Here is a 23,420-nt window from a genome sequence, read left to right on the forward strand (position 1 = left end):
CGCCGGAGGCCGGCTGCGCTAGAGGCTAGACGCCGGCAACATCCAGCAGCACTTCGTTGTGCCGCAGGAAGGCGGGCTTGAACGGCGGGTCGAACCGGGCGAACCGCGGCTTACCCGTCACCGTGAGCCCGGCGGCGCCGAGAGCCGTGCGCAGCTCCTCCAGGTGCCGGGCGTAGCCGTCCTCGGTCCAGCGTCCCCGGTAGCGGATGGCGGCCACGAGGCTCTCGGGCACCGTGCGTAGCTGCACCTGCGGGCTGGTCGGGCGCGGCGCGGTGTCTTCGGTGAGCCCGGCGGGCAGCACGAATGCGACCCGATGGCTGCGGTCGGCGGCATCGCCGGGCTGCTGCACGACGGGCGCTGTCATCGCGATCTTCGTCGAGGCGGCATCCTGCACAACCGGAGCCGTCATCGCGACCTTGGTGCGGGTCACGTTCTCACCGCTGATGTAGTTGAACAGGTACCGGAACGCGCGATTGCCGGCGTCCTCGAATGCGCCATCCACGACGACTTCGGCCAGAACGTGCGCGGGGTAGCGGCGCACCTCGAAGTCTTCGTAACTCTGCACCACGTCGTAGGGCTGCTTCTCGGTCATACTTCAACGGTACTCCGCGCGCGCGTGCAGAGTGGCAGAGACGCTCCCGCGCGAGTTGCGCGGGCCACGCGCCGCTCCGCCCCGGGCACGCCACCCGCGCAGCGGCGCCCCACCCGCGCAACGCGCGGACCGGCCAACTCACCCGCGCAACGGCGCCCCACCCGCGCAAGCCGACGCGCGGGCCACGCGCCGCTCCGCCCCCGGCGGGCCACCCGCGCAGCGGCGCCGCTCCCGCGCACCGCGCGGACCGGCCAACTCACCCGCGCAACGGCGCCCCACCCGCGCAAGCCGACGCGCGGGCCACGCGCCGCTCCGCCCCCGGCGGGCCACCCGCGCAACGGCGCCGCTCCCGCGCACCGCGCGGGCCGGTCGGCTCCATCCCGGATGCCCGCCCCCACTCCCGGCGCGGACCCCCGGTCAGGCCTGCACCGCCGCCGACGCCACCTTGGCCGGAACCGGTTCGTGCCGCAGGTAGCGGCGCCGGAACGTGCCGCTTCCCGCGGTGAGGGCCCGCAGCTCGATGGCGTAGCGGAGCAGCTCCGCATCCGGGATCTCGGCGTTGATCTCGGTGCGCTCGTCGACGCCCGGGTTCGTGCGCTCCTCCGCCACCGACGTGGTGCCGGTCATGTGCCCGCGGCGCGTGGAGAGGTCCGTCATCACCGGGCCCACGTAGGCGTCGGGCACCGTGATCGTCACGGCCGACACGGGCTCCAGCAGCTGGATCCGGCCCGCCGCCGCGGCCTCCCGCAACGCGAGGGCGCCGGCGGACTGGAACGCCGCATCCGACGAGTCGACGCTGTGCGCCTTGCCTCCCACGAGCGTCACCCGGATGTCCACCACGGGGAACCCCGCCGCGACACCCCGGGCCATTTGCGCCCGCACGCCCTTCTCGACCGACTCGATGTAGTGACCGGGCACCACCCCACCGACCACTCTGTTCACGAACTCGAAGCCGGCGCCGCGCTCGAGCGGCTCCACCTCGATGTCGCAGATACCGAACTGGCCGTGACCGCCGGACTGCTTCACGTACCGGCCGCGGGCGGCGACGGGTGCGGCGAAGGTCTCCCGCAACGGCGTGATCACGTCCACGGTCTGCACGTGTACTCCCTGGGCGCGCAACCGGTCCAGCACCACCTCGGCGTGCGCCTCGCCCATGCACCAGAGCACCAGTTGATGGGTTTCGGGGTTCCGTTCCACCCGCAGGGTGGGGTCGACAGCGGCGACCTTGCCGAGGCTCTTGGCCAGCGCGTCCTCGTCACTGTGCGCCTCGCCCTGCACGGCCACGGGCATCAGCGGCTCCGGCATCTCCCAGGCCTGCACGAGAAGCGGATGCTCCCGGTCGGAGACGCTGTCACCCGTCTCGGCATCCGTGAGCCGGGTGAGGGCGCAGATGTCCCCCGCCACGCTGAACGGCACCGGTCGCAGGGTCGCGCCGAGCGGGGACTGCAGATGAGTGACCCGTTCGTCGCTGTCGTGGTCCTGGTGCCCACGGTCGGCTAGCCCGTGCCCGCCGATGTGCACAATGCTGTCCTCCCGCAGGGTGCCGGAGAAGAGGCGCACCAGGCAGACCCGGCCGAGGAACGAGTCGAGGGTGGTGCGTACCACCTCGCCCACCAGCGGGCCGGCCGGGTCGCAGGGCAGCGGTCCCACCGACTCGCCGGCCAGGCCGGTCACCGGCGGCAGCGGTCGCTCGAGCGGTGACGGGAACGCGCCGGTGAGCAGCTCCAGCAGCTCCGCCAGGCCCACCCCGGTCTCGGCGGACGTCGCCAGCACCGGAAACAAGGAACCCCGGGCCACGGCGATCTCCAGGTCAGCGGTAAGGGTGTCGAGGGAGATTTCGGCACCGCCGAGGTACCGGTCGAGCAGGGTTTCGTCCTCACTTTCGGCAATGATGCCCTCGATCAGGGTCGCCCGCGCCAGGTCCGAGTCGAGAAGTTCCGCCTCCGTCGCCGGGCGACGCGCGGGCGGCGTACTGGCATCCGAGACCGTGCCGGTCAACAACCCCAGCAGCCCGGTGATCGCGCCACCGCCCCGCACCGGCACATACACAGGCAGCACCCCGGCGCCGAAGTTCTCCCGGCAGGCGGCGAGGACCGCGTCATACCCGGCCCGCGGATGGTCCACCCGGCTGATCACCACGGCCCGCGGCATCCCGATCCGCTCGCACTCCGCCCAGAGGGCCGTGGTGGCCGTGTCGACGCCGTCCACGGCGGAGACCACGAACAGTGCCGCATCCGCCGCCCGCAACCCGGCCCGCATCTCGCCGATGAAGTCGGCATACCCCGGGGTGTCGAGCAGGTTCACCTTCAGGTCGCCCACCGTGAGCGGCACGACCGAGAGCGCCACCGAGCGTTGTTGGTGCACCTCGGACGGGTCCGAGTCGCTCACCGTGTTGCCGGCCTCGATCGAGCCCAGCCGGGTGAGGGCACCGGTGGCCATGAGCAGCGCTTCGGTGAGCATGGTCTTGCCGGCGCCCGACCGGCCCACCAGCGCTACGTTGCGGATCATCGCCGGGTCGCTCGCGGGCGCGCCCGACACCGAGGCCCGCCGTTGTTCCGCGCCGCCGCGACCTTTCGCCGCCTCCTGTGTGCCTTTTCCCACCATGCGTAGCTCCCGACCTCGTCGTCCCGGCGCCAGCCGCACCGTCACCACCGATTGATACCCAGTCCGGCCCAGTCGGCAAGGGCCGCGCCAAGCGGCGGTTACGCTCGATCCATGGCTTCCCGAACTGCGCGTGTGCGCGGCACGCTGACCTCCTGGGACGACGACCGCGGCTTCGGCTTCATCACCCCCACCGAGGGCACCGGCAAGACCTTCGTGCACATCAAGGCCTTCCCGGCCCGGTCGACCCGTCCGCAGTTGGGTGAGGCGCTCACCTTCGAGGTGGAGAACGTGTCCGGCGGCAAGAGCAAGGCCATGCGGGTGCGTCCGGCGGGCCGGCAGGGGCGCCCGGCGGGTCAGCGGATGCCGTCGACCGCGCAGCGCCCGGCCTCGCGCAACCGCTCAGGCGCCGCCCGGTACCTGCCGATCCTGCTCTTCGCGCTCGGCTATCTCGTGGTCAACGCGCTCTGGCCGATCCCGCTGTGGGTGGCTGGCGTCTACCTCGTGGCGAGCCTCGTCTGCTTCCTCTTCTACGCGGTCGACAAGTCCGCCGCGGGCGCGGGCCGCTGGCGCATCTCGGAGACGACCCTGCTCCTGTGGGGTGTCGTGGGCGGCTGGCCGGGCGCCATCGTCGCCCAGCAGACCCTGCGGCACAAGACCCAGAAGGTCAGTTTCCGGCGGGCGTTCGGGGGCACCGTGGTCGCGAACCTCATCGTGTTCGCGGTGTTCGCGACGCCGGCGTTCGCCCTGTTCGTGGAGTGGACGAAGCGGCCCCTGCTCTGACGTCGGCGACCCCGACCGACGGCTCCCTCGTCGTTACTCGGGCGGGCGCGCTGCGCCGGACTGCGCCCATTTCACGTGATCCCGCATACCGAAGCGCACACCGAGCCTGATCACCCAAAATAGGGCGAACCCGGCAACCGCAACGACGAGAAGGTAGATGAGAAGTCCTATTAGGCTGGTCATCGGGCAAATCTATCGTTGAACCTGCCGAGGAAGAAATACCGGCGCGCCGACGACCCCCCTGGTGCGCGCCGACCGGATGCGCTCAGCCGTCGAATCGAGCGCGGCTCTCCTCGATCTCGGAGCGGTGCCGGTGCGTCCAGTCGATGAACGCCCGAACGGGTTCGCTCAGGGTGGTGCCCAGCACGGTGAGCTCGTATTCCACCCGCGGCGGCGATTCGGGATAGCTGGTGCGCGAGACCAGTCCGTCGCGTTCCAGCGCGCGCAGCGTGCGCGTGAGCATCCGGTGGGAAATGCCCGGAATGTCGACCATGAGATGGGTGAACCGCACCGGCCCTGCAGTGAGGGCACGGATCACGCTCATGGACCACTTGTCGCTGGTCAACGAGAAGACGTCGCGCACCAGGGCACGGGAACTCGGCTCCCGGCACAGCGCATCCGAATCGGGGTCGAGCGTGACATTGGTTTCTGCGGGCAGCGCTGTCATCCCGGATTTCTTCCCTTCGTGTGCGTCACGCACCTCAAAGTGCGCGACTCGGTGCGGGACTAAAACCGCGGCGGAACCGCTTCCCAGTACTGCCAACGTGCATTACGCACAAATAGTTCCCAAGGAGACAAACCGTGACCAAGATCGCCATCATTCTCGGCAGCACCCGCCCCGGACGCAACGGGGAAGCCGTCGCCAAGTGGGTACACGGCATCGCCGAACGCCGCAGCGACGCCGAATTCGAGCTCGTCGACCTCGCCGACTTCCCGCTGCCGCACTTCGACGAACCGGGGTCGCCCGCGATGGGCGTCTACTCGAACGACCACACCAAGGCGTGGTCGGCCAAGATCGCCGAGTTCGACGGTTACGTCTTCGTGACGCCCGAGTACAACCACTCCACCTCCGGAGTACTGAAGAACGCTCTCGACTACCTCTACACGGAGTGGAACAACAAGGCCGCCGCATTCGTGAGCTACGGCGGCGTCGGCGGGGCACGGGCAGTGGAACACCTGCGGCTCATCGCTTCCGAGCTGCAGCTGGCGACCGTGCGTGCCCAGGTGGCCATCTCGCTCATCACTGAGTTCGAGAACTACTCCGTCTTCACGCCCGGCGATTACCTGCTGCCCCAGGTGGACACCATGCTCGACCAGGTGGTCGCCTGGTCGAAGGCGCTCGAGCCGCTGCGCGCCACGGATGGCCAGGAGCAGGCTGCCGCCTAGCCCTCGTTTTCGCGGTGCGCGGGTCAGGCGCCGCTGAGCCGGTGGCGTGCCACCAGCGCAGCGGCGCCCCGCCCGCGCATCCCGAGCAGCGGCGCCCGGGCAAGCAGTTCGGACTAGACGGCCGCCTTCTCGGGCGCGATGTAGTCCTGCCGAGCCTCTGCCGCAGCGGTGTCGAACTCGGTCTCGATCTCGGTGGACGCCGTGTAGGTGAACAGGGAGACCACCACCGCCACGAGCAGGCTCGCCGCGAAGCCGGGCACGATCTCGTACATCGTGGCGCTGAGCGGAGAGTTGCCCCAGATGAACACGACGACCGCACCGGTGACCATACCGGCCAGCGCGCCCCAGGTGGAGAGCTTCTTCCAGTACAGCGAGAGCAGCACGACGGGGCCGAAGGCCGCGCCGAAACCGGCCCAGGCGAAGCCGACGAGCTCGAGGATGGTGGCGTCACGGTTGAGCGCGATCAGCCCGGCCACGAGGGCCACGAGCAGCACGCCGAGGCGGCCGAGCATCACCATCTGCTTGGGGCTCGCATCCTTCTTGCCCACGATCTTGTAGAGGTCCTCCACCAGCGCCGACGAGCAGACGATCAGCTGCGACGAGATGGTGCTCATGATCGCCGCCAGCACCGCGGCCAGCACCAGACCGGCCACGAACGGGTGGAACAGGATCTGCGAGAGCAGCAGGAACACGGTCTCGGGGTTGCTCAGGGTGACGTCGGGGTTCTGCTGGAAGTAGGCGATACCGATCAGCGCGGTGGCCACGGCGCCGAGCGCGGTGATGACCATCCAGCCGATGCCGATGCGGCGACCGGCCCTGGCGTCCTGCGGGCTGCGCAGCGCCATGAAGCGCACGAGGATGTGCGGCTGGCCCACATAGCCCAGGCCCCACGCGGCGGCGGAGATGACACCGAGCACGGATCCGCCGGCGGTGAGCGAGAGCAGGTCGGGGTTGACCTCGCGGATCGAGTCGATGGTGGCGCCGAGGCCGCCGGTCTTGGTGAGCGCGACCAGGGGCACCACGATGAGGGCCGCGAGCATGAGCAGGCCCTGGGCCACGTCGGTGAGGGTAGCACCGAGGAAGCCGCCGAAGAGTGTGTAGAGCAGGGTAACGCCGGCGACGATGAGCATGCCGACGAGGAAGGTGGAACCGAACGAGTTCTCGAAGAACACCCCGCCGGCGACCATGCCGGAGGAGACGTAGAAGGTGAAGAACACGAGGATGATCAGGCCCGAGACCACGCGCAGCATCCGGGACGAGTCCTTGAGCCGGTTCTCGAAGAAGCTCGGCAGGGTGATGGAGTTGTTCGACACGTGGGTGTACGAGCGCAGGCGCGGAGCCACGAACTTCCAGTTCAGCCACGCGCCGATGGTCAGGCCGATGGCGATCCAGGCCTCCACGAGGCCGGACACGTATATGGCGCCGGGCAGGCCCAACAGCAGCCAGCCGGACATGTCGGAGGCGCCGGCGCTCAGCGCCGCGGTGCCGGGCTTGAGGCCGCGGCCGGCGAGCATGTAGTCGTCGAGATCCTTGGTCTGCCTGAAGGCGAACCAGCCGATGGCGAGCATCCCGGCGAAGTACAAAACAATCGCGACAAGCTGAAAAGTCTGATCAGTCATTGAGTCCTTAAGGTCGGATTCCCGGCGTTCGGGCACAGCTATGCCCCCATTAGGGGGACGAGAAGTCGCCCAGTCTGGCACAGTTGGGGTTTCCTGTGAAGTCTCACAGCCCCACCGACCGCCGCTGGCACCCCGCCGATCTCACTCATAGCCCCGGTCAGGGCCTAACTCCTGCAATTTTCAAACCGAGGGCAGCGGATGCCCGGAATTGTGCCCGGAATTGTGCGGCATCCGTCGGCCGTCGGACCGAAATTGCAGGAGTTGTGCTCGCGCTAGCGCACGCCGTCCATCAGCCGCAGGATCGGCTTGGCGAAGACCGCCAGGACCAGCCCGAGCACGATGGCGATGCCACCGAGCACGCCGAAGTACAACTGCTCTGGGGCGACGGCATACCACTGGGCCAGGAGGCCGGATATGGCGCTGCCGAGGGCCACGGAGAGGAAGAACAGGGCCACCATCTGGGTCTTGAACAGCTCGGGCGCCAGCTTGGTGGACACCGACAGCCCCACCGGCGAGAGCAGCAGCTCGGCCACGGTGAAGACCAGCAGGATGCCGACCATCGCCAACAGCGGCGTCGAGTTGGCCGCTCCCCCGGCGAACGGCAGGAACGCCAGGAACGCGAGGCCCATGATCGCGGTGCCGAATGCGAACTTCACCGGGGTTGACGGCTGCTTGGCGCCCCACTTGGTCCAGAGCATGGCGAACACGCCCGACAGCACAATGATGAAGATCGGGTTGATCGACTGCACCCACGACACCGGCATCTCCCAGCCGAGGAGAGTGCGGTCCAGGCGCACGTCGGAATAGATCGTCACGACGGTGAACTGCTGCTGGTAGAGCGACCAGAACGCCACACTCGCGATGAACAGCGGGATGAACGCGTAGACGCGCTTCCGTTCCACCGTGGAGATCTGCCGGTTGCGCAGGATCACGATGAAGTAGACCACGGATGCCACGATCGTCACGCCGATGACGATGGTCACCAGGTTCGACGCGGTGATGACCCCGGTGAGCACCAGCACCACGATGAGCACGATGGCCGCGGCGGCGATCAGCAGGTAGCGCCGGAACTCACTGCGCGGCAGCGGGTCGGGTACCTCGTGGGACGAGGCGGGCAGCCCCTTGCGCCCGAAGGAGTACTGCACCAGGCCGATCGCCATGCCCACGGCGGCCAGGCCGAACCCGTAGTGGAAGCCGATCGTGGACTGCAGCAGCCCGGTGAGGATCGGGCCGAAGAACGCGCCCAGGTTGATGCCGAGGTAGAACAGCGAGAAGCCGGCTTCGCGTCGGGGATCATCCTTGCGGTACAGCGAGCCGACCACGGAGGTGGCGTTGGCCTTGAGGCCACCGCTGCCCAGCGCGATCAGGATCAGGCCGACCACCACCCCTGCGACCCCGGGGATCAGTGCCAGGGCGATGTGCCCGATCATGATGATCACGGCGCTGGCGTAGAGCACCCGTTCGGAGCCGGCCAGCCGGTCGGCGACCCAGGCGCCCAGGATGGTGGAGAGATACACCGCGCCGCCGTACGCGCCGACGATGCCGGCCGCGGTGGCCTGCGGAATATCCAGGCCGCCATCCGCTGCCGAGTAGTACAAATACAGCAGCAGGATGCCCTGCATTCCGTAGAACGAGAAGCGCTCCCACATCTCCACGCCGAAGATGCTGGCCAGCGCTCGAGGCTGTCCGAAGAAGCGGTGGTCGTCCTGGGTTTTGCCCGGATCAGGCACCGCGATCTTCGTCATTGTTTCGACGTTACTCCGCTGGCGGGGGCCCAAGGTCCTCTCAAAGGTCCAGCGCGGGTGTCCCGCCGCTGCGCGGGAAGCGTGCCTCCCGCGTAACGGCGCCATACCCGCGCATCGCCAACACCCTCGACTGCACCGGCTAGCTCACCCGTGTGCGAGGAGCGGAGAGCCCGCGGCCAGCAACTTCGCCAATGCAGACTCCCAGTCGATCCGCTCCTGCTCGAGCCGCACGTTTCCTTCCGAACGGATGCGGTCAAGCGCACGCTGTTCGCCGGTCGTCAGGCTCGGGTAGGTTCCGCCGGCGGCCTTCGGTTCCGGCACCCACAGGTCGCGGTAGGCCAACAGTGTGTCCTCATCCATGAGCACGCTCGTGACATTGTCACAGCCCGAGCGCAAGGTGTGCAGAATCGAGAATCCGTCCGAGTCCAGGTCGCCCCAGTACACCACGCGCCCCTGCTGGATCCAGGGAATGAGCGCGAGGCGGTTCACGCCGTACCCGCTGCCGTGCACGACGACGGCTCCGGGCAGCTCGGGCATTGAGAACATGGTCTCGAGGTTCTCGAACACGAATATCACGCTCGGCACCACACCCAGCGCAGCAAGCTCGTCGACCGGGGCCAGTACATCGCGCAGCCCGCCGGGGCGGAGCGCCGGATCGAGGAAGTGCACTCGCACCAGGTTGGGCGCGTCGAGCAGGCCGAGAGACACCCGCCCGCTGACCGCGGTGTGCAGGCTCTCGACGATAGAGCGGTGACCCTCCAGCCACTTCGTGTCGATCCCGCGAATGGGCAGCTGCCGAATGCGCCAGCCGGATGCCGGATGTTCGGCGAGCCACCCCACCACCTGGATCAGGGTGGCGAAGTCGGCCGCCGGCAACCGCTGTACAGTGCGGGCGTGGCTGCGCACGGCAGCAGCCAGTGCGGCGGCGGACTCGGCACGGTCGGCGAACTCAGCACGAAGCACGGCCGCGCGGTCCCGGAGCACCCGCCAGTCACGGCCCGGAGAGCTTCCGGCGAACGCCGCTATCGCATCCGCACCGGTGAGGACGCATCGTTCCGGCACCATTTGTGCGCCGACCCGTGACCACTGCCGGCTGCCCCAGGTCACGTCGAGAGTCGCCTCCGCGGCATCGGCCTGCTGCCATGCGCGCACCCACTCCATCGAGGCACTCTGGTCGTCGAGCGCCGCCCGCTCGGTGGGCGGATGCAGCACAACCTCGAGCCGGGCGTCGCTGCCACCGCCGGCCGCCCAGTCCCGCTGCTCAGCGAGAACCTTCTTCAGCGCCCTCGCTCGAGCCTCGGCGACGGATACCATGCCGCGACCGGCGCCCATCAGGCGCTCTCGTCATCCCGGTAGACGACCGCGGCCGTGCGCGAATCCCGTCTCGTGGTGTTGGTGATGGACGTGAGCCCGCCCACGTACGGCTCGATCGTCTGCAGCAGCTTCTCGGGGTGGCGAGGATCATGTGAAAGCCAAACTCGACGAACACGTCCATCGCCATCCGCGTATACCGGCTGTCGGCCTTATCGAAAGCTTCGTCGAGGATGATGGTGGCGTACGAGGGCAGGTCGTCTTCGTCAGCGGCGAGCTGATAGCGCAAGGCCGCGGCCAGGCAGAAGATCACGAGCTTCTGGCGCTGTCCGCCGGAGAGGCCGGCGCTGGAGTCGTGCACATTCATCACCCGGCCGGCCAAGTCGATCTCACTAGCCATGAACGTGACGTGCTGGCGGGTGTCCAGGCAGCGCCGGCCCCAGGCCACGTCAGCGTGGTCCGTGGACGCGAGGCGCTGCATCACTCGATTGAGCACAGCGAAACGCTGTTCGGCGGCGGCCAGAGTGTCCTCTCCCCAGGCTCCGTCAACGACGGTCTTCAGGTCGGCCATGAACTGCAGTACCTCAGGCGTGCGTCGCGTCTTTACATCGATCCGCAGGTACCGTTCCACGTCGAATCGCGACCGCCCGAGCGAGAAATTGACCGGTTCGATGCGGTCAACGACGAGTTTGGGGGCATCTCGGATGTCCGAGGCGAGGTGTCCGATCAGGTCCCGTGACTTGTCACGCAGCAGCTTGAGGAAGTTGCCCTCATGCTCGGGCAACCCGCGCTCAACGATGCCCGCGAGCAAAGCCGAGTAGCCGCCGCGGTCGTCGATGGAGGTGGTCAGATCTGCGCCCGCCGCAGGCCAGGCGGTCTTGAACACGGTGGCTCCCGAAGCGAATTCGGTTTCCGCGCGACGGAGCATCGCCTGCGCGACGCTTGCTTCCTTGTACAGGGTCTCGCTGACCTTGCGCCCGATGTCGCCGACGTTGCGACGGTCGATTTTGCGTTGCACCGCGCGGTATCGCGTGCCCAGTGCGGCGGTGTCGGCCTCGCGAAGCTGCGGATCGTGACCACGACCTTCCAGGTCCCGGATGAGTTCGGTCACCTCCCGCAGGGTGACGTCGCCCTGGCTGAGTTCAAGCGCCTTCGCCCGTGCCCGAGTCTCGGCGTCGCGGAAGTTCTCGCGAGCCTGCTCCGCTGCTCCGAGCGCGTGTTGGAGTTCCACGTTATCGGTGGTCAAGGCCCGCAGCTGTCGCTGTCGGGTCCGCACCAGTTCGTCGGCGGCGGCCCGGTCGAGCTCTGTCCAGTCCTGCACCAGAACGCGTTCGAAGACAGTGCGCTGCTTGGTGGCGGCATCCCTTTCGGATTGCGCCCGGGTGAGGCGGCCGCCGGCATCCAGACGCTGCCGTTCCGCCGCGCGCCGGCGCTCGAGTAGCAGCTCGATCTTTGCCTCGTTGTCGGCGCCGAGAATCCACTGGGACCGGTCGTCGATGCGGTGACGGTCGTTCTTCTCGTATCGCCGTGCAGACTTCTTGATCTGCCCACCGATGGTCACCCCGCGGTCGACCCGGTCGAGGTCATCGGGGTGGTCCACGCAGGACACGTCGAACTCGGCCGCGGTGCGGGCGACCAACCAGTCCCGGAAGGGCCCATTGGCGAACCGAATGCGGTGCAGCAGGGAGTTGGGGGCGCGCGCCCCCCGGGGCGCATCGGCGATCGCGGGTACGGCCTCGAACACCAGACGGGCACCGAGGTTGCGGGCCTCCACGCGACGGCGCACCTCGTGCAGGTAGTCGTCGCGCACCAGCAGGGCGCTCGCGAGCGGGAAGAGGACTCGTTCGATGGCCCCACTCCAATTCGCGAACTCTGGAAGCACCTCGATGAGCTCCCCGGCGAAGGGCAGGGCCGTCTCGGCCACACCAAGTTCTTCGGCGAGGCGTTTGCGAGCGAGGAGCAGCCCAGCCGGCAGATTACTCCGGCGTTGGCGCAGCTCGGTCAGTTCCCGGTCGATGACGCCGAGTTCTTTGCCAGCATCGAAGTACAGCTGGTTGTCGTCATGGTCGTGAGCGGCCTCCGGAGGCGACTCCGCGAGCACCCGCCGTGACGATTCCTGGAATTCGGCGAACTCCTCGCCGTTCTGCGGGGCCGGGTCGACCCCCACCCCCGTGAGTTCCTCCGCAAACCGAGCGAAGTCCTTGGCAGTACGGTCGGCGGCCGCGACGGCGTCGACGACCCGTTCCTGCGCCTGGGCGGCGTCATTCCCGCCCGATTGGAGCGACCGCCGCTCGGCTGCGCGCACGGTTTCCTCGGCGTCGTCGCGGGCGGCATCCGCTCGGCGGGATTCGTCGGCGGCCCGTGCCTGCTGCGCGAGCAACAGCCCACGCTCGTCGGTCGCGATGCTCAGTGTCAGCTGCGTCTGGAACGGGTCGATCAGGGCGCTGAGTCGTTCGGCCTCAGCGGTGTTCGCCGCCGCGGTTTCGTAGGCGACGATCGATTTGTCCAGCTGCGTGAGGTGATCGGCCTGTTTCCGTAGCTCCACCACGTGCTGGTGCGCCTGGTTGAGTTCGCCAAATTGCTCCACGGCGTTCTTGGCCCGGGCAAACGTGGCCGGTTCGTCGAGCATGAAGTCGCGGAACAGCTGGTCGAGACTGCCGAGGTTCTTGGCCGACTGGGTCTTGTGCAGCAGCTGCAGGGCATTCTGGCTGCCGATGCCGAGCAGGCGTCGCAGCCGTGTGTAGAACGGGGCGTGCGATCCGGTGGTGGTGACCACGGCGTCCGGCCAGGCGCTCTTGATGCGCTTGGCCTCGATACCTGATGCAACGTACTCGCGAAAATCCAGCAGGCTCACGTCGACCCGGTCGATGAAGCAGGCGTCTTTGAGGTCGGCCTTGTCGACGCTGGATCCGCGCAGGTGGAACACTCTGACCAGGGTGACCGGGGCATCCCGTTCGTTGTCGAACCGCAGCAGGATTCCGCTCCAGGTGGCGCCCTTGCGCAGGTAAGTGCTGACAGCGCGGTCGAGGCTTTCGTCGGCCTCCTTGCTCCAGGCGCCACGTACGTAGCTCACGAGGGTGCGGTCGTCGTTGCGGCTCGCGGAGTCCTGCGCGGCGGCGTTGAAACGCAGCCATTTATCCGGTGTGAGCACGGTGCCGATCGCGTCGAGAAGCGACGATTTGCCCGAACCGGATGCGCCGGTGAACAGGTGCCCCTTGCGGGCCACGTCGATGCGGTGGTGCCCGTCGAAGGTGCCCCAGTTGAGCAATTCCACCCGGGCCAGGCGCCACTGGCCGACGTGGATGGGGGCGGTCGAGGTTCCAGCACCCTGCTCGGCCTCATCTGGTGTGTCGTTCAGGCCGGGTATCTCCAGCATCGTCATGATGTCATTCCCTCGGTCTCATTGCCGTCGGCGCTGTGCTCTCCGTCGAAGACAGGTTCGTCGAGACCACCGACATTCGAGACGACGCCGGTACCGCCGGCCTCAGCGATGCGTCGGTACTCGGCGCCGATCGCCGCAATCTGGTTGGCGTCGACGATCAGCCGGAGCACCGGGGAGATCTCGGCCCGGTCCTCAGCACCGGCTTGGTGGATCACCCGGAGAGTGTTTTTCATCTTGAGCCACGTGGAATTCAATCGTTTGTTGAAATCGCTCTCGTCGCGGTCGGCTGTGCGGTACACGCGCAACTGCTCGAAGACATCCTCCTGACCCACGATCACCCGACCGTCCCCCTCACCCGCCAACAGCATCTGGCGCAGAACCAGCAGCATCGCGGTGTCCAGGAAGGTGAGTGCGGCCGTGCGTACCGCGCTGGGCGCCTTCAGTTCGTCGGTGCTCACGTTGCGCACGAACGCGAACTCCCCCACCCGGTCGATGACCAGCTCCAGGAACAGCTCGTGCAGACGCGATCGGACGCCCGCCTCGTCGCTGAGCAGGGCCGACCAGAGAGCGGGGGCCTTAACGCCGGAGAGGTAAGGGCCCTTGATCAGCTCGAGCAGCGCCCGCCGGGACTGCTCGCTGATCACGCCGGTATCGCCGGCCCAGAGGCCGGGTGCTGAACGCGCATCCGTCTCACCGGCCTGGCCGGTACCGATCTCGATGGTGAAGTCATTGGTCACAGAAGTCTCCCCGTGAAGCGGTAGGTAGGAATGTCGGCGGCTCTCGCCACTCCGTCGGCGCCCTGCCAGCGCACCGTTTCGGTGCCATCGGCGGCGGTGCCTTGCGTGGCGGCAAGGGTGAGGAGCCCGACCACGCTGGCCACACCCTGGCTGGCCGGATGCCGGTCGAGCACCTCGGCGACGGTGCACTGCTCTACCTCGGCCAGCAGGGCGTTCACGTTGCCGGTGAGTTCGGCAAAGTCGATCTCTGTGGCGCGGGCCAGGGCCCGGAGGGCCTCGAGGTCGGCCACACCGGCCATGTGTTCCACGATCGGGGCAGTCGCGTCGAGCTCCGCCGGGTCATGCAGGCGGATCGCGCCCACGCTGCCCAGTGACACAGCCGATAGATCGAGGTGCACGGTGGTGGGCTGGTATGGCTTGATGTGTCTGGATGCTTCGACACCGCTGGCCAGCGCCGTGCGCAGGAGCCCCCGCAAGACCCGGTCGCGCTGATAGTCCTGCGACTGCACGTAGCGGCGCAGGCCGCGCGCGAAGGTGGTGATGACCTCGTGGATCTCACCGCTGTGGTCTTTGAGGGTGCCGATGAACCGGCGCAGGTAGCGGCGTTGGGCTGTGCTGAGTTCGCCGGCGAAGTCGCGGTCGAGCACCCGGGCGATGGCGTCGTCGAAGGCGCTGCCGACCGCAGGGTCGAGCACAAGGGCGGAGAACCCGGCGAAGCTGCGCCCCTCATCGGACTCGCCGATCAGGTCGACGCCGCGGAACACCTCGTCGAGGACCGCACGCTGGCTGTCATCGGATTCGACGATCCGGGCCCTGAGGTCGCGGTTGAGGGTCTCGAACTCGGCACGCACCCGCGCGAAGTCCGAGGGAATCTCCTCGGCCTGCGAGAGGATGTCGCGAATGCGCTCCAGCGCCCGGGCGTCGTCGAGGGTGTCGAGCTCGCCGGCGTGGATGCGGTCGATCTGCGCGTCGATCCGGTCGCGCTGGGCGTGCAATTGTTCCAGCCTCCGGGTGGCGTCCGGGTCGGTTTCGATCGCCAGCTGGCCCAGCTGAACGCCGATGCTGGCCAGGCGCGATTCGGTCACGGTCTGCCGCGGCGCGGCGAGCTGCTCGAGGAACCGGATCGCGCCCAGCGCGCCCGCCGAGAGTTCGAAGGTTTCGCCGCGGGCCGCGTCGGCGGGGCGCCGAGTGAGGTAGCCGGCCTTGCGCCATTCGGCGCAGTAGCCCTGGCCGCTCAGCGGCAGGGTCAGCCCGTGCGCGCGCAGCCCCTCGAGGTCGTGGTCGATGAGTTCGTACAGCTCGTCCGTGGGCAACCGCCGGTCTTCACCACCGAGATGCTCGTTGAGCAGTGCCGCGATCACGGGAGCATTGTCGGCGCGCAGCAGCTGCCAGGTGGCATCCGTGTCGACGAGTTGTCGCAGCGCATGTGTCTGGCTCAGTGCGGACACGCGGTGGAACTCCTTGGGCTGGGTGCGGGAGGGGAGGGGCGACAGCGACCGGCACGCGAATTCCGTGCCTGCACACGAGACTAGTGACCAAAACCTCTCAGGGAATCCACGACCACAAGTGGTACGTTATTCTGTACCAGTCGGAGGGAAGCGTCGTGGCAATTACAGCCTCACAAGCAAGGGCTCAGTTGTTCCCGTTGATCGAAAAGGTCAATGAGGACCACATGCCCATCGAAATCGTCTCCAAGAAGGGCAGCGCGGTTCTCATGTCGCTGGCTGACTACGAGGCACTCGAAGAAACCGCCTACCTGCTGCGTTCCCCCGCTAACGCGGCGCACCTGCTCGAAAGCATCGCGCAGCACCGGGCCGGCACGGCGAGCGTTCGTCCCCTGGCCGAGTGATAATCGCGTTCACGGATGCCGGCTGGGACGACTATCAATATTGGGTCACCACTGACCGGACGATGGTGAAACGCATCAACAAGCTCATCGCCGACGTGCAACGCACCCCGTTCACCGGCATCGGTAAACCCGAAGCGCTCAAGCATCAACTCGCCGGGTACTGGTCCCGCCGCATCACCGATGAACACCGGCTGGTGTACACGGTGGAGCAGAACGAGATCGTCATCATCGCCGCTCGGCATCACTACTAAGCCGGAGCTACCGAACCCCGCTCATCAGCCGCAGAATCGGCCGGGTGAAGAGCCCCAGGATGACGCCCAGCACGATGGCGATGCCGCCGAGAACACCGAAGTACAGCTGCTCGGGAGCGGTGGCGTACCACTCGGCCAGGACCCCGGAGACCGCGGTGCCGAGGGCCACGGAGAGGAAGAACAACGCCACCATCTGCGTCTTGAACAGCTCGGGCGCGAGCTTGGTCGACACCGACAGGCCCACCGGCGACAGCAGCAGCTCGGCGATCGTAAAGACCAGCAGGATGCCGATCAGTGCGAGCAACGGGGTGGAATTCGCCGCTCCCCCGGCGAACGGCAGGAACAGCAGGAACGCCACGCCCATGATGCCCGTGCCGAACGCGAACTTCACCGGCGTGGAGGGCTGCTTGGCACCCCACCGGGTCCAGAGCGCGGCGAACACCCCCGACAGCACGATGATGAAGACCGGGTTGATCGACTGCACCCACGGCACCGGCATCTCCCAGCCGAACAGGTTGCGGTTCAGTCGCTCGTCCGAGTAGATCGTCACCACGGTGAACTGCTGCTGGTACAGCGACCAGAACGCCGCACTCGCGATGAACAGCGGGATGAACGCGTACACCCGGTGGCGCTCCACGGTGGAGATGTGCCGGTTGCTGAGGATCACCACGAAGTACGTGACGGAGGCCACGATCGTCACGCCGATCACGATGGTCACCAGGTTCGACGCGGTGATCACCCCTGTGGCCACGAGCACCACGATGAGCAGGATGCCGCCGGCCGCGATGGCGGAGTAGGGCAGATACCGGCGGCGCGGCAGCGGGTCGGGCACCTCGTGAGCCACGGCGGGCAGCCGCTTGCGGCCGAAGGAGTACTGGGTGAGGCCGATAGCCATGCCCACGGCGGCCAGGCCGAAGCCGTAGTGGAAGCCGAGAGTGGTCTGCAGCAGCCCGGTCAGCAGCGGGCCGAAGAACGCGCCCAGGTTGATGCCGAGGTAGAACAGCGAGAAGCCGGCGTCGCGCCGCGGATCGTCCTTCCGGTACAGCGTGCCCACCACGGAGGTGGCATTGGCCTTGAGACCTCCGCTGCCGAAAGCCACCAGGATGAGGCCCACCACGACCCCCGCGACATCCGGGATCAGTGCGAGGGCGATGTGCCCGCACATGATGACCACGGCGCTGTAGAAGAGCACCCGCTCGGAGCCGGCCAGCCGGTCGGCGATCCAGGCACCGAGAATCGTGGAGAGGTAGACCGCTCCCCCGTATGCGCCCACGACGCCCGCCGCCGTGGCCTGTGGGATGCCCAGACCGCCCTCTCGGGCCGAGTAGTACAGGTAGAGAAGCAGGATGCCCTGCATCCCGTAGAACGAGAAGCGCTCCCACATCTCGACGCCGAAGATGCTGGCCAGCGCCCGCGGCTGACCGAAGAATCGGTGGTCGTTCTGTGCGTTCTCTACCCCAGGCTCGGTGATCTCCGCCATGCTTCCACGCTACGCCTGAGATGTGCGGAGCACGACCTCTATCTCCTCGCTGGTCGGGTTAACTCCTCGCCGGTCGAGCCCGTCGAGACCCCGCAACCCAACCTCGACAGCCCCACCATCTCGCTGGTCGAGCCCGTCGAGACCCGGTGAGCCGGCCTGTGGAAGGCGTCCATTGCGCTGGTCGAGCCCGTCGAGACCCGGTGAGCGGATCTCGAGGCACGTCAAGAGGTCTCCTAAGGAAGTGCGCTTCCGCCGACCACCCGGGCGCGAAGCGCCCCCACAGCTCGACAGGCTCGACCGGCGACGGGGGCGCGACATGCACGCACGTGCCGAGGGGGCCCAGAGCCGCTTCTTTACGCGATGCCCAGTTGCACCAGCAGCCGCGGAAGGTCCGCGACGAGGGCGTTCCACACGATCTGGTAGTCCGTGTTCGCGTCGCGCGCGAGGTAGTCACCCATAGCGCGCAGCTCGTTCCAGGCCACCTCCGGGTGCAGGTCCCGGTACCCCTCGGGCAACCGCTCCACGGCTGTCTGCAGATCGATCACAATGGCCTTCGCGGCCAGCTGTTGGGTGCGGTCGCCTGGGTCGAAGAACACGTCCCGGCCGCGCGCGGTGATGAGGTTGGCGTGGCGCACGAGATCCCGGATGTCGGCCAGCAGCGCATCCGTGCGGTCGAATTCGTGGGTCATCGGGTATCGCTCCCCTGGCTTCGGTCGCTCACAACGGCACCGTCGCGGCGAGAATGCGGGCGAGGGTCTCGGGCCGTGGCTGCACCCGGCCCGTCTCGTAGGCCGAGAGGTTGGGCTGCGGCACACCGGCACGCCGGGCCAGCTGGGTCTGCGAGAGACCGGCTCGGGCCCGCGCATCGAGAATGCTGCCTGACGAACTCATGGCGAAATCATAGCTCCGGGCTATGAGCGCGGGGCGGGGCTAGCTGTAAGACTTATCGCTATGTGCCCGCCAGATACCGACCGGTTCGCGGATGCGCCCCCGGCGCCGCCCATCGGCTCCCCCACCGACGCATCCGCCGAGACCCTCGCCAAAGCGCGGACCCGCATCCTGGCTATCTTTCGCACCCGGCGGGAGCTCATCCGGTGGAGCGCGGTCTCGGAGTACGTCGACGACGCCTACGCTGGGGTGCACGAGCTCCGTACCGCTGCGAGTACCTGGGGTAGCGCCGCGCTCATCCCCACGACGGAGAAGGCAATCGCCGTTGTCGTGAAGCTGCTCCTCCACGCCGACGACTCCAACGGCGAGATCCAGGGTGTGGTCGGCGCTCTTCTTCAGCTCCACGCCGAGCTATGCAAGGCGGCACCGCCCAGGCCCGCGGTGCTCGCCGAATGGCTCATCGATTTCCGTTTCGGCGGCGCCCAGGGCTTCTTTGAACCCGACATCGCCCAGTACCGGGACGCGCTGGGTGAGCCCGGCCTCGCCGTGCTCAGCGAACGCCTGGACGCGCTGGAAGCTGAGCTCCCGCCACCCACCGACACCTACGACTCGAAGCGTAGGTTGATCGCCGGCTTCCGGCAACGGGTGGCCGTGGCGAGCGGTGATCCCGAGAAAGTCATCGCCAGCTTCGGCGACCTCACTCGGTCGTATCTCCTGCATGATCTGGCCCAAGCTCTGATGGAAATCGGCGCCATCGACCAAGCGATCGCATACGCCGAACGCGCCGCCCTGCTCGAGGAGAGCTGGCAGGCCGAGCGTGCCGGCCACTATTGGGCCGAGCTTCTGCACGAGTACCGCGCGCACGACGCAGAACTGGCTGCCCGACAAATGCTCTTTGATCGTCGGCCGTCCGCGAAGAACGCCTTGGCTCTCGCCCAGGCCGCGGGTGCCCCGAACAGCGCCGTCACCTGGGACTCGCTCGCCGAGGCCGTGTTCGAGCGGCTTGAGACGCAGCATCCGCGCGAATTGATCGGCACCCTGCTAGAGCTGGACCTCACCGAGCGCGCCTGGGAGGCGGGCGAGCGGCTCACCACCGATGTGGGGCTCTGGACCGAGTTGGTGGCCGCGCGGGAGAAAGCCGACCCGGCCGCCGTCGTTCCGGTACTGATCCAACTCATTCAGTCCGACCTCGCTGTGTCCAAACCCCAGAACTACAAGTCCGCGGTCGGCCGGTTGCGGCAACTGCGCCGAGCCCTCAATGCAACGAATGACGCGCACCGGTTCGCGTTGCTCATGGTGGAGCTTCGCGACGAGAACAGTCGCCGGCCGACGCTGCTCCAGGCGTTCGACCGCGCAGGGTTCTAGCCGCGCGCTGTTCTAGCGGCGCGCTGTTCTAGCGGCGCGCTGTCAGAGCTCGCGGTTCACGCGGTGCGCGGGCACGGCACCCGGTTCCAGCGGTGCGCGGGCAACGCGCCCCTGCGCGCCTGGCACGCCACGGGCGCAGGGGCGCCTGACCCGCGCGTCCCAACCGCGGCCCCTCACGGTTGGTCAGGCCCACGAGGCGACAGGCGGATGCGCCCTAACGCGGCCGGCGCAACCGGATCGGGCCCTTGGCGGTCGAGGGGTCGACCACCGAGCCGCCCTGGGTGATCTGCAGGTCACCGCGGGCGACCATGCGGCGGGCGGCGCGGCGGGCCGGCTCCATCAGATCGCGCCACTCCTCGCCGCCGATTGCTCGCGCCGCGTCGGACGGGCAGATCGTGGCATCCGTCGCCCGCTTGTCGAGCAGGGTCGTGATGGTCTCTTCGAGCCGCCGGTCGGTGTCGTCGACCCGGTGGGCGCGGCACGCGTCGGAGCAGTACTTCACGGCGTCCCAGTTCTTGGCCCATTTGACGCGCCACTCGATGCGGCGGCCGCACGAGGCGCAGGTCTTATCGGCCCGGTCGCCGTCGGGGCCAGACGAGGCGGATGCGTGTTGACGGTGAGCCATGCTTCTATCCTGCGTGATCGGGCCGACATCGTGGGATTGTCGTTCCGCAGAGGGAGCTCCAACCGCCGGATTCGGGCGTTGCGCGGGCAACGCGCCGCTACGCGGGTGGCGCGCGAGCGGGCTCGCAGGCACCCCGTGCCGGTTTCGGGCGTTGCGCGGGCAACGCGCCGCTTCGCGGGTGGCGCGCAGACAGCGAAGCGGCGCCTGACCCGCGCAGCACATGACCGAGCTGGCGCGGCCCGGGCGGCCAGGCGGGCGAGCCGGCCGGCCGGCCGGGCACAGCACTACCGCACGAAACACCCGCCACCCGCGGGGCACCACAAGAATGCCCCGGCTGCGCGAACCGCGCGACCCGGGGCACCTCGTCGGCACATACCTACTTCTTGGCCTCGAACCACACCTGGGTGAACCCGCCGGCGGCGATGAAAACCTTGCCGCTGCGGGCGTCGCCCTTGCCCTTGTGCCAGTCCGCGACCGGCTGGCCGGTGGCGTCGAACGCCTGCTGCACAAGCTGCTGCCCGCGGGGCACGTCGATGCGGCGCTGCGCGTCGGCCGTGTCGGCGCTCACGAAGAGCGTCGAGTCACCGGCGGGCCCGGTCACGGCCACCGTGGAGATGAGCGGCTGGATGAGCAGCGCGTCGAGCTGCGCCGCGGCATCCGTCGTGCCGATCACCTGGGTGGTCTTGCCCGGCAGGGTGTTGGTCAGCGGCAGCGGCAGCAACTGGCCGGGCGCCTCGGTGACGCCCTGCTCGCCGGCGCCGCCGTTGGCGGTGGTGCCGAGCGTGACAGTGCCGGAGCCGGGCTTGCCCTTGCCCGGCTTGCCGGTACCGCTGGTCCAGGTGGTGGTCCCGGACGGGTCGACGACCTGGTTCACGATCGGATGCACCCGGCGGGCCTGGTCATCGGCCGGAACGGTGATGCGCAGGGTGCCGCCCGCAGCGAGGTCGACGTACGCGCCGCCGGACCAGTTGGCCTCGCCGGTCCACGAGGACTCCGGCGTGACGACGGTGCCGCCCGTGATCGAACCCGACTCAGCCTCGACCACACTCAGCCCGTGGGTGGCCACCGTGCTGGTGACACCCAGGGCCGCAGCCTTGAGGTCGGGTGCGCGTCGAGCGTGAGCATCGACAGCAGCGCGTGGATGGTCGACTCTGCGCCTGAGTTGGTGTTCACCCGGCCGTCGCGTTCGATGCCGTCGATCGCGGTGCCGGTGGTCGGGTCATAGGCGGGCAGGCCGCTGCGGTTGGCGCCGAAGTACCAGCCGGCGGTGATCGCCGCCACGTTGAGCAGCCCGGGGCATCGGCCACATCGGCGGTCGCGACCAGGCTCTGCAGCCGGGAGTCGACGCCGTAGGCGATCTGCGCCTCGCCGGGGGTCGGCGACCAGGCGTTGTCCGGTCCGCCCGCGGCGAGCAGCTGCGGGTGAACTGCGCGGTGTCCTGCACCGCGGCGGTGAGCAAGGCCGGGTCGTCGAGAACCTCGGATGCGACGGCGACAGCGGCCGGGGCCATCCCGCCCCAGGCGTGCCAGAGGCTGGGCGAATGCGTCCAGGGCATGATCGCACCGAACGGCCAATCGCCGCTGGCTCCCTCGACCGTGGACAGCGCCGCGATGCCCGCGCTCAACTGGTCGAGCGCGGTGCGCGCGGTGTCCGCGGTGGGTCCGGTCGGGCCGGCCTGCACGTACGCGGCGAGGCCGAGCACGGCCTCGGCCGACGCATCCGCCCCGTCGGCGATCAGCCAGCCGGGCACCTCGTCGCCGTCGGCGATGTCATAGGCGGGGTAGTCGCCGAGCGACCCGGCGTTGAGGGCGGCCAGGCTGAGGGTCATGCGGTCCTGCAGGAACGCGGCGAACGCCGGGTCTTCGTCGGCGAACGCGGCGTAGCCCTCACCGAGCGCCCACACCGTGCGGGCCAGCCAGTAGGACTCGGCCGAGTCGCTGGGGTCGGGCAGCTCCACCGGTTCGGCGCTGGGGTTGAGCGTGCCGTCGACCTGCTGCCAGAGCACCACGTTGCCGGCGTTGGGTCCGTCGGTGGTCTGCAGGTAGGTGAGCGAGCGCAGCGTCTGGAACGCGTGGTCGCGGCTCGAGGTGTCGCCGGTCTGCTGCCAGTGCCGCAGGTACACGACGGCCGCGCGGGCGGTGTCGTCGGCGTTGAACGCGCCCTGGCTGTAGTACCCGGTGGCCGGGTCGAGGGTGCCGCCGCCGATCGGCGTGTAGCTACCGTCGTCGTTCTTGTCGGCGTAGGTCCAGGGCGCTTCCACCACCGGGTTCTCCGCGGCCTGGTAGGTGGTGTGCCCGGCGAGCACCGGCAGCGGCACCTCGTCGAGCAGAAAGTTGAGGTGGCTGAGATTGGTGAGCGGGGCGGATGCGTCGGCCGCCGGCACCGCCGACCCGGGTGTGCTCGCGGTGCTCGTGACCGCCGACGCGGGGGCCAGCCCCAGCGCGCCGGTGCCCACCAGGGCGACCGACAGGGTGGCGGCCACGGCGAACCGGCCCGCCCGCGAGTGAGTGGATGGACAGGGACTTGATCGGACATCGTTGTACGTCATGCCTCAACTAAACCGGTTAAGGTTCGGGGAGTCAAGAGGAATGCTCATTCTCAGCGCCGGATCTGGCGGGGTGCAGCCGGGTCGCTGGGGTCAGCGCGCCCGGCCTCGGTCGCGGCACCTCGTGTCACTGGATGAGCCCCCTATAGGTGGCTCATCCAGCCAGACGAGGCGCGGTCAGGGCGCGAAACGCTCTCCGCAATAGTTCACTGCACCTCGCACCGGCGACCGCGCCCGCTCTAGCGGTAGCGGACGCCCACA

At 68.5% G+C, this 23,420-nt stretch carries 21 protein-coding genes; 5 read left to right on the forward strand and 16 right to left on the reverse strand.

Annotated elements, in window-relative coordinates; genetic code table 11:
- Window positions 1-25 precede the first annotated feature (25 nt).
- Window positions 26-592 carry a heme-binding protein gene (locus KY500_RS10625; RefSeq protein WP_219900543.1) on the reverse strand — a complete coding sequence of 189 codons (567 nt, stop codon included), beginning with the start codon at window positions 590-592 and terminating at the stop codon, window positions 26-28.
- A 417-nt stretch (window positions 593-1,009) separates the two neighbouring features.
- A complete protein-coding gene (locus tag KY500_RS10630; protein ID WP_219900544.1) occupies window positions 1,010-3,196 on the reverse strand; it encodes an elongation factor G-like protein EF-G2 in 2,187 nt (728 codons plus the stop codon).
- 111 nt (window positions 3,197-3,307) lie between these two features.
- Between KY500_RS10630 and KY500_RS10635 the strand changes: the two genes are divergently transcribed.
- Window positions 3,308-3,976 (forward strand): cold shock and DUF1294 domain-containing protein, encoded by a 669-nt coding sequence (locus tag KY500_RS10635; RefSeq protein WP_219900545.1) that lies wholly within the window; start codon window positions 3,308-3,310, stop codon window positions 3,974-3,976.
- Between the two features lie 265 nt (window positions 3,977-4,241).
- Here the strand turns inward: KY500_RS10635 and KY500_RS10640 are convergent, their stop codons facing one another.
- A complete protein-coding gene (locus KY500_RS10640; protein ID WP_219900546.1) occupies window positions 4,242-4,643 on the reverse strand; it encodes a helix-turn-helix domain-containing protein in 402 nt (133 codons plus the stop codon).
- Window positions 4,644-4,777: 134 nt separating this feature from the next.
- Between KY500_RS10640 and KY500_RS10645 the strand changes: the two genes are divergently transcribed.
- On the forward strand, window positions 4,778-5,362 hold the full coding sequence (locus KY500_RS10645) for an NADPH-dependent FMN reductase (RefSeq protein WP_219900547.1): 585 nt from the start codon (window positions 4,778-4,780) through the stop codon (window positions 5,360-5,362).
- A gap of 113 nt (window positions 5,363-5,475) precedes the next feature.
- On the opposite strand, the gene putP is transcribed toward KY500_RS10645, so the two are convergent.
- From putP to KY500_RS10675, 6 genes are all read right to left on the reverse strand, one after another.
- Window positions 5,476-6,981 carry a sodium/proline symporter PutP gene (gene putP, locus KY500_RS10650; protein WP_219900548.1) on the reverse strand — a complete coding sequence of 502 codons (1,506 nt, stop codon included), beginning with the start codon at window positions 6,979-6,981 and terminating at the stop codon, window positions 5,476-5,478.
- A 272-nt stretch (window positions 6,982-7,253) separates the two neighbouring features.
- Entirely contained in the window at window positions 7,254-8,726 is a 1,473-nt protein-coding gene (locus KY500_RS10655) for a peptide MFS transporter (RefSeq protein ID WP_219900549.1), read from the reverse strand.
- 144 nt (window positions 8,727-8,870) lie between these two features.
- Complete coding sequence (locus KY500_RS10660) at window positions 8,871-10,058, reverse strand: Wadjet anti-phage system protein JetD domain-containing protein (protein WP_219900550.1); 1,188 nt, start codon at window positions 10,056-10,058, stop codon at window positions 8,871-8,873.
- Entirely contained in the window at window positions 9,988-13,419 is a 3,432-nt protein-coding gene (locus KY500_RS10665) for an ATP-binding protein (protein WP_219900551.1), read from the reverse strand. Before KY500_RS10665 ends, KY500_RS10660 begins: the two co-directional genes overlap by 71 nt.
- A complete protein-coding gene (locus KY500_RS10670) occupies window positions 13,416-14,156 on the reverse strand; it encodes a DUF4194 domain-containing protein (RefSeq protein WP_255579180.1) in 741 nt (246 codons plus the stop codon). Before KY500_RS10670 ends, KY500_RS10665 begins: the two co-directional genes overlap by 4 nt.
- On the reverse strand, window positions 14,153-15,604 hold the full coding sequence (locus KY500_RS10675; RefSeq protein ID WP_219900552.1) for a DUF3375 domain-containing protein: 1,452 nt from the start codon (window positions 15,602-15,604) through the stop codon (window positions 14,153-14,155). Before KY500_RS10675 ends, KY500_RS10670 begins: the two co-directional genes overlap by 4 nt.
- Window positions 15,605-15,759: 155 nt before the next feature.
- Between KY500_RS10675 and KY500_RS10680 the strand changes: the two genes are divergently transcribed.
- Both KY500_RS10680 and KY500_RS10685 read left to right on the forward strand, forming a co-directional pair.
- On the forward strand, window positions 15,760-16,005 hold the full coding sequence (locus tag KY500_RS10680; protein ID WP_219903404.1) for a type II toxin-antitoxin system Phd/YefM family antitoxin: 246 nt from the start codon (window positions 15,760-15,762) through the stop codon (window positions 16,003-16,005).
- Window positions 16,002-16,256 carry a Txe/YoeB family addiction module toxin gene (locus tag KY500_RS10685; RefSeq protein WP_219900553.1) on the forward strand — a complete coding sequence of 85 codons (255 nt, stop codon included), beginning with the start codon at window positions 16,002-16,004 and terminating at the stop codon, window positions 16,254-16,256. Before KY500_RS10680 ends, KY500_RS10685 begins: the two co-directional genes overlap by 4 nt.
- Window positions 16,257-16,263: 7 nt before the next feature.
- Here KY500_RS10685 and KY500_RS10690 read toward each other — a convergent pair whose 3' ends face one another.
- The 3 genes from KY500_RS10690 to KY500_RS10700 all read right to left on the reverse strand — a co-directional run bounded on the left by KY500_RS10690 (window position 16,264) and on the right by KY500_RS10700 (window position 18,627).
- A complete protein-coding gene (locus KY500_RS10690) occupies window positions 16,264-17,736 on the reverse strand; it encodes a peptide MFS transporter (protein ID WP_219900554.1) in 1,473 nt (490 codons plus the stop codon).
- A gap of 353 nt (window positions 17,737-18,089) precedes the next feature.
- Window positions 18,090-18,425, reverse strand: coding sequence for a DUF86 domain-containing protein (locus tag KY500_RS10695; protein ID WP_219900555.1), 336 nt, complete (start codon window positions 18,423-18,425; stop codon window positions 18,090-18,092).
- A gap of 28 nt (window positions 18,426-18,453) precedes the next feature.
- Complete coding sequence (locus tag KY500_RS10700) at window positions 18,454-18,627, reverse strand: helix-turn-helix transcriptional regulator (protein ID WP_219900556.1); 174 nt, start codon at window positions 18,625-18,627, stop codon at window positions 18,454-18,456.
- A 60-nt stretch (window positions 18,628-18,687) separates the two neighbouring features.
- Between KY500_RS10700 and KY500_RS10705 the strand changes: the two genes are divergently transcribed.
- Entirely contained in the window at window positions 18,688-19,989 is a 1,302-nt protein-coding gene (locus KY500_RS10705) for a hypothetical protein (RefSeq protein WP_219900557.1), read from the forward strand.
- 214 nt (window positions 19,990-20,203) lie between these two features.
- On the opposite strand, the gene KY500_RS10710 is transcribed toward KY500_RS10705, so the two are convergent.
- The 4 genes from KY500_RS10710 to KY500_RS10725 all read right to left on the reverse strand — a co-directional run bounded on the left by KY500_RS10710 (window position 20,204) and on the right by KY500_RS10725 (window position 23,096).
- Entirely contained in the window at window positions 20,204-20,614 is a 411-nt protein-coding gene (locus tag KY500_RS10710) for a DUF2256 and DUF3253 domain-containing protein (protein WP_219900558.1), read from the reverse strand.
- A 376-nt stretch (window positions 20,615-20,990) separates the two neighbouring features.
- Window positions 20,991-21,680 (reverse strand): hypothetical protein, encoded by a 690-nt coding sequence (locus tag KY500_RS10715; RefSeq protein WP_219900559.1) that lies wholly within the window; start codon window positions 21,678-21,680, stop codon window positions 20,991-20,993.
- Window positions 21,662-21,895 carry a hypothetical protein gene (locus KY500_RS10720; RefSeq protein ID WP_219900560.1) on the reverse strand — a complete coding sequence of 78 codons (234 nt, stop codon included), beginning with the start codon at window positions 21,893-21,895 and terminating at the stop codon, window positions 21,662-21,664. The genes KY500_RS10715 and KY500_RS10720 overlap by 19 nt, the downstream gene beginning before the upstream one ends.
- Window positions 21,834-23,096, reverse strand: a complete 1,263-nt coding sequence (locus KY500_RS10725; RefSeq protein WP_219900561.1) for a hypothetical protein — start codon at window positions 23,094-23,096, stop codon at window positions 21,834-21,836. Before KY500_RS10725 ends, KY500_RS10720 begins: the two co-directional genes overlap by 62 nt.
- Window positions 23,097-23,420 lie beyond the last annotated feature (324 nt).

The organism is Cryobacterium sp. PAMC25264, assembly GCF_019443325.1.
Lineage (GTDB): Bacteria > Actinomycetota > Actinomycetes > Actinomycetales > Microbacteriaceae > Cryobacterium.

Excerpts from the sequence above, each read along its gene's own strand:
- KY500_RS10710 (WP_219900558.1), bottom strand. The coding sequence starts at position 20,614 with ATGGCTCACCGTCAACACGCATCCGCCTCGTCTGGCCCCGACGGCGAC.
- KY500_RS10655 (WP_219900549.1), bottom strand. The coding sequence starts at position 8,726 with ATGACGAAGATCGCGGTGCCTGATCCGGGCAAAACCCAGGACGACCAC.
- KY500_RS10660 (WP_219900550.1), bottom strand. The coding sequence starts at position 10,058 with ATGGGCGCCGGTCGCGGCATGGTATCCGTCGCCGAGGCTCGAGCGAGG.
- KY500_RS10705 (WP_219900557.1), top strand. The coding sequence starts at position 18,688 with ATGTGCCCGCCAGATACCGACCGGTTCGCGGATGCGCCCCCGGCGCCG.
- KY500_RS10630 (WP_219900544.1), bottom strand. The coding sequence starts at position 3,196 with ATGGTGGGAAAAGGCACACAGGAGGCGGCGAAAGGTCGCGGCGGCGCG.
- KY500_RS10640 (WP_219900546.1), bottom strand. The coding sequence starts at position 4,643 with ATGACAGCGCTGCCCGCAGAAACCAATGTCACGCTCGACCCCGATTCG.
- KY500_RS10695 (WP_219900555.1), bottom strand. The coding sequence starts at position 18,425 with ATGACCCACGAATTCGACCGCACGGATGCGCTGCTGGCCGACATCCGG.
- KY500_RS10690 (WP_219900554.1), bottom strand. The coding sequence starts at position 17,736 with ATGGCGGAGATCACCGAGCCTGGGGTAGAGAACGCACAGAACGACCAC.
- KY500_RS10700 (WP_219900556.1), bottom strand. The coding sequence starts at position 18,627 with ATGAGTTCGTCAGGCAGCATTCTCGATGCGCGGGCCCGAGCCGGTCTC.
- KY500_RS10625 (WP_219900543.1), bottom strand. The coding sequence starts at position 592 with ATGACCGAGAAGCAGCCCTACGACGTGGTGCAGAGTTACGAAGACTTC.
- KY500_RS10665 (WP_219900551.1), bottom strand. The coding sequence starts at position 13,419 with ATGACGATGCTGGAGATACCCGGCCTGAACGACACACCAGATGAGGCC.
- putP (WP_219900548.1), bottom strand. The coding sequence starts at position 6,981 with ATGACTGATCAGACTTTTCAGCTTGTCGCGATTGTTTTGTACTTCGCC.
- KY500_RS10635 (WP_219900545.1), top strand. The coding sequence starts at position 3,308 with ATGGCTTCCCGAACTGCGCGTGTGCGCGGCACGCTGACCTCCTGGGAC.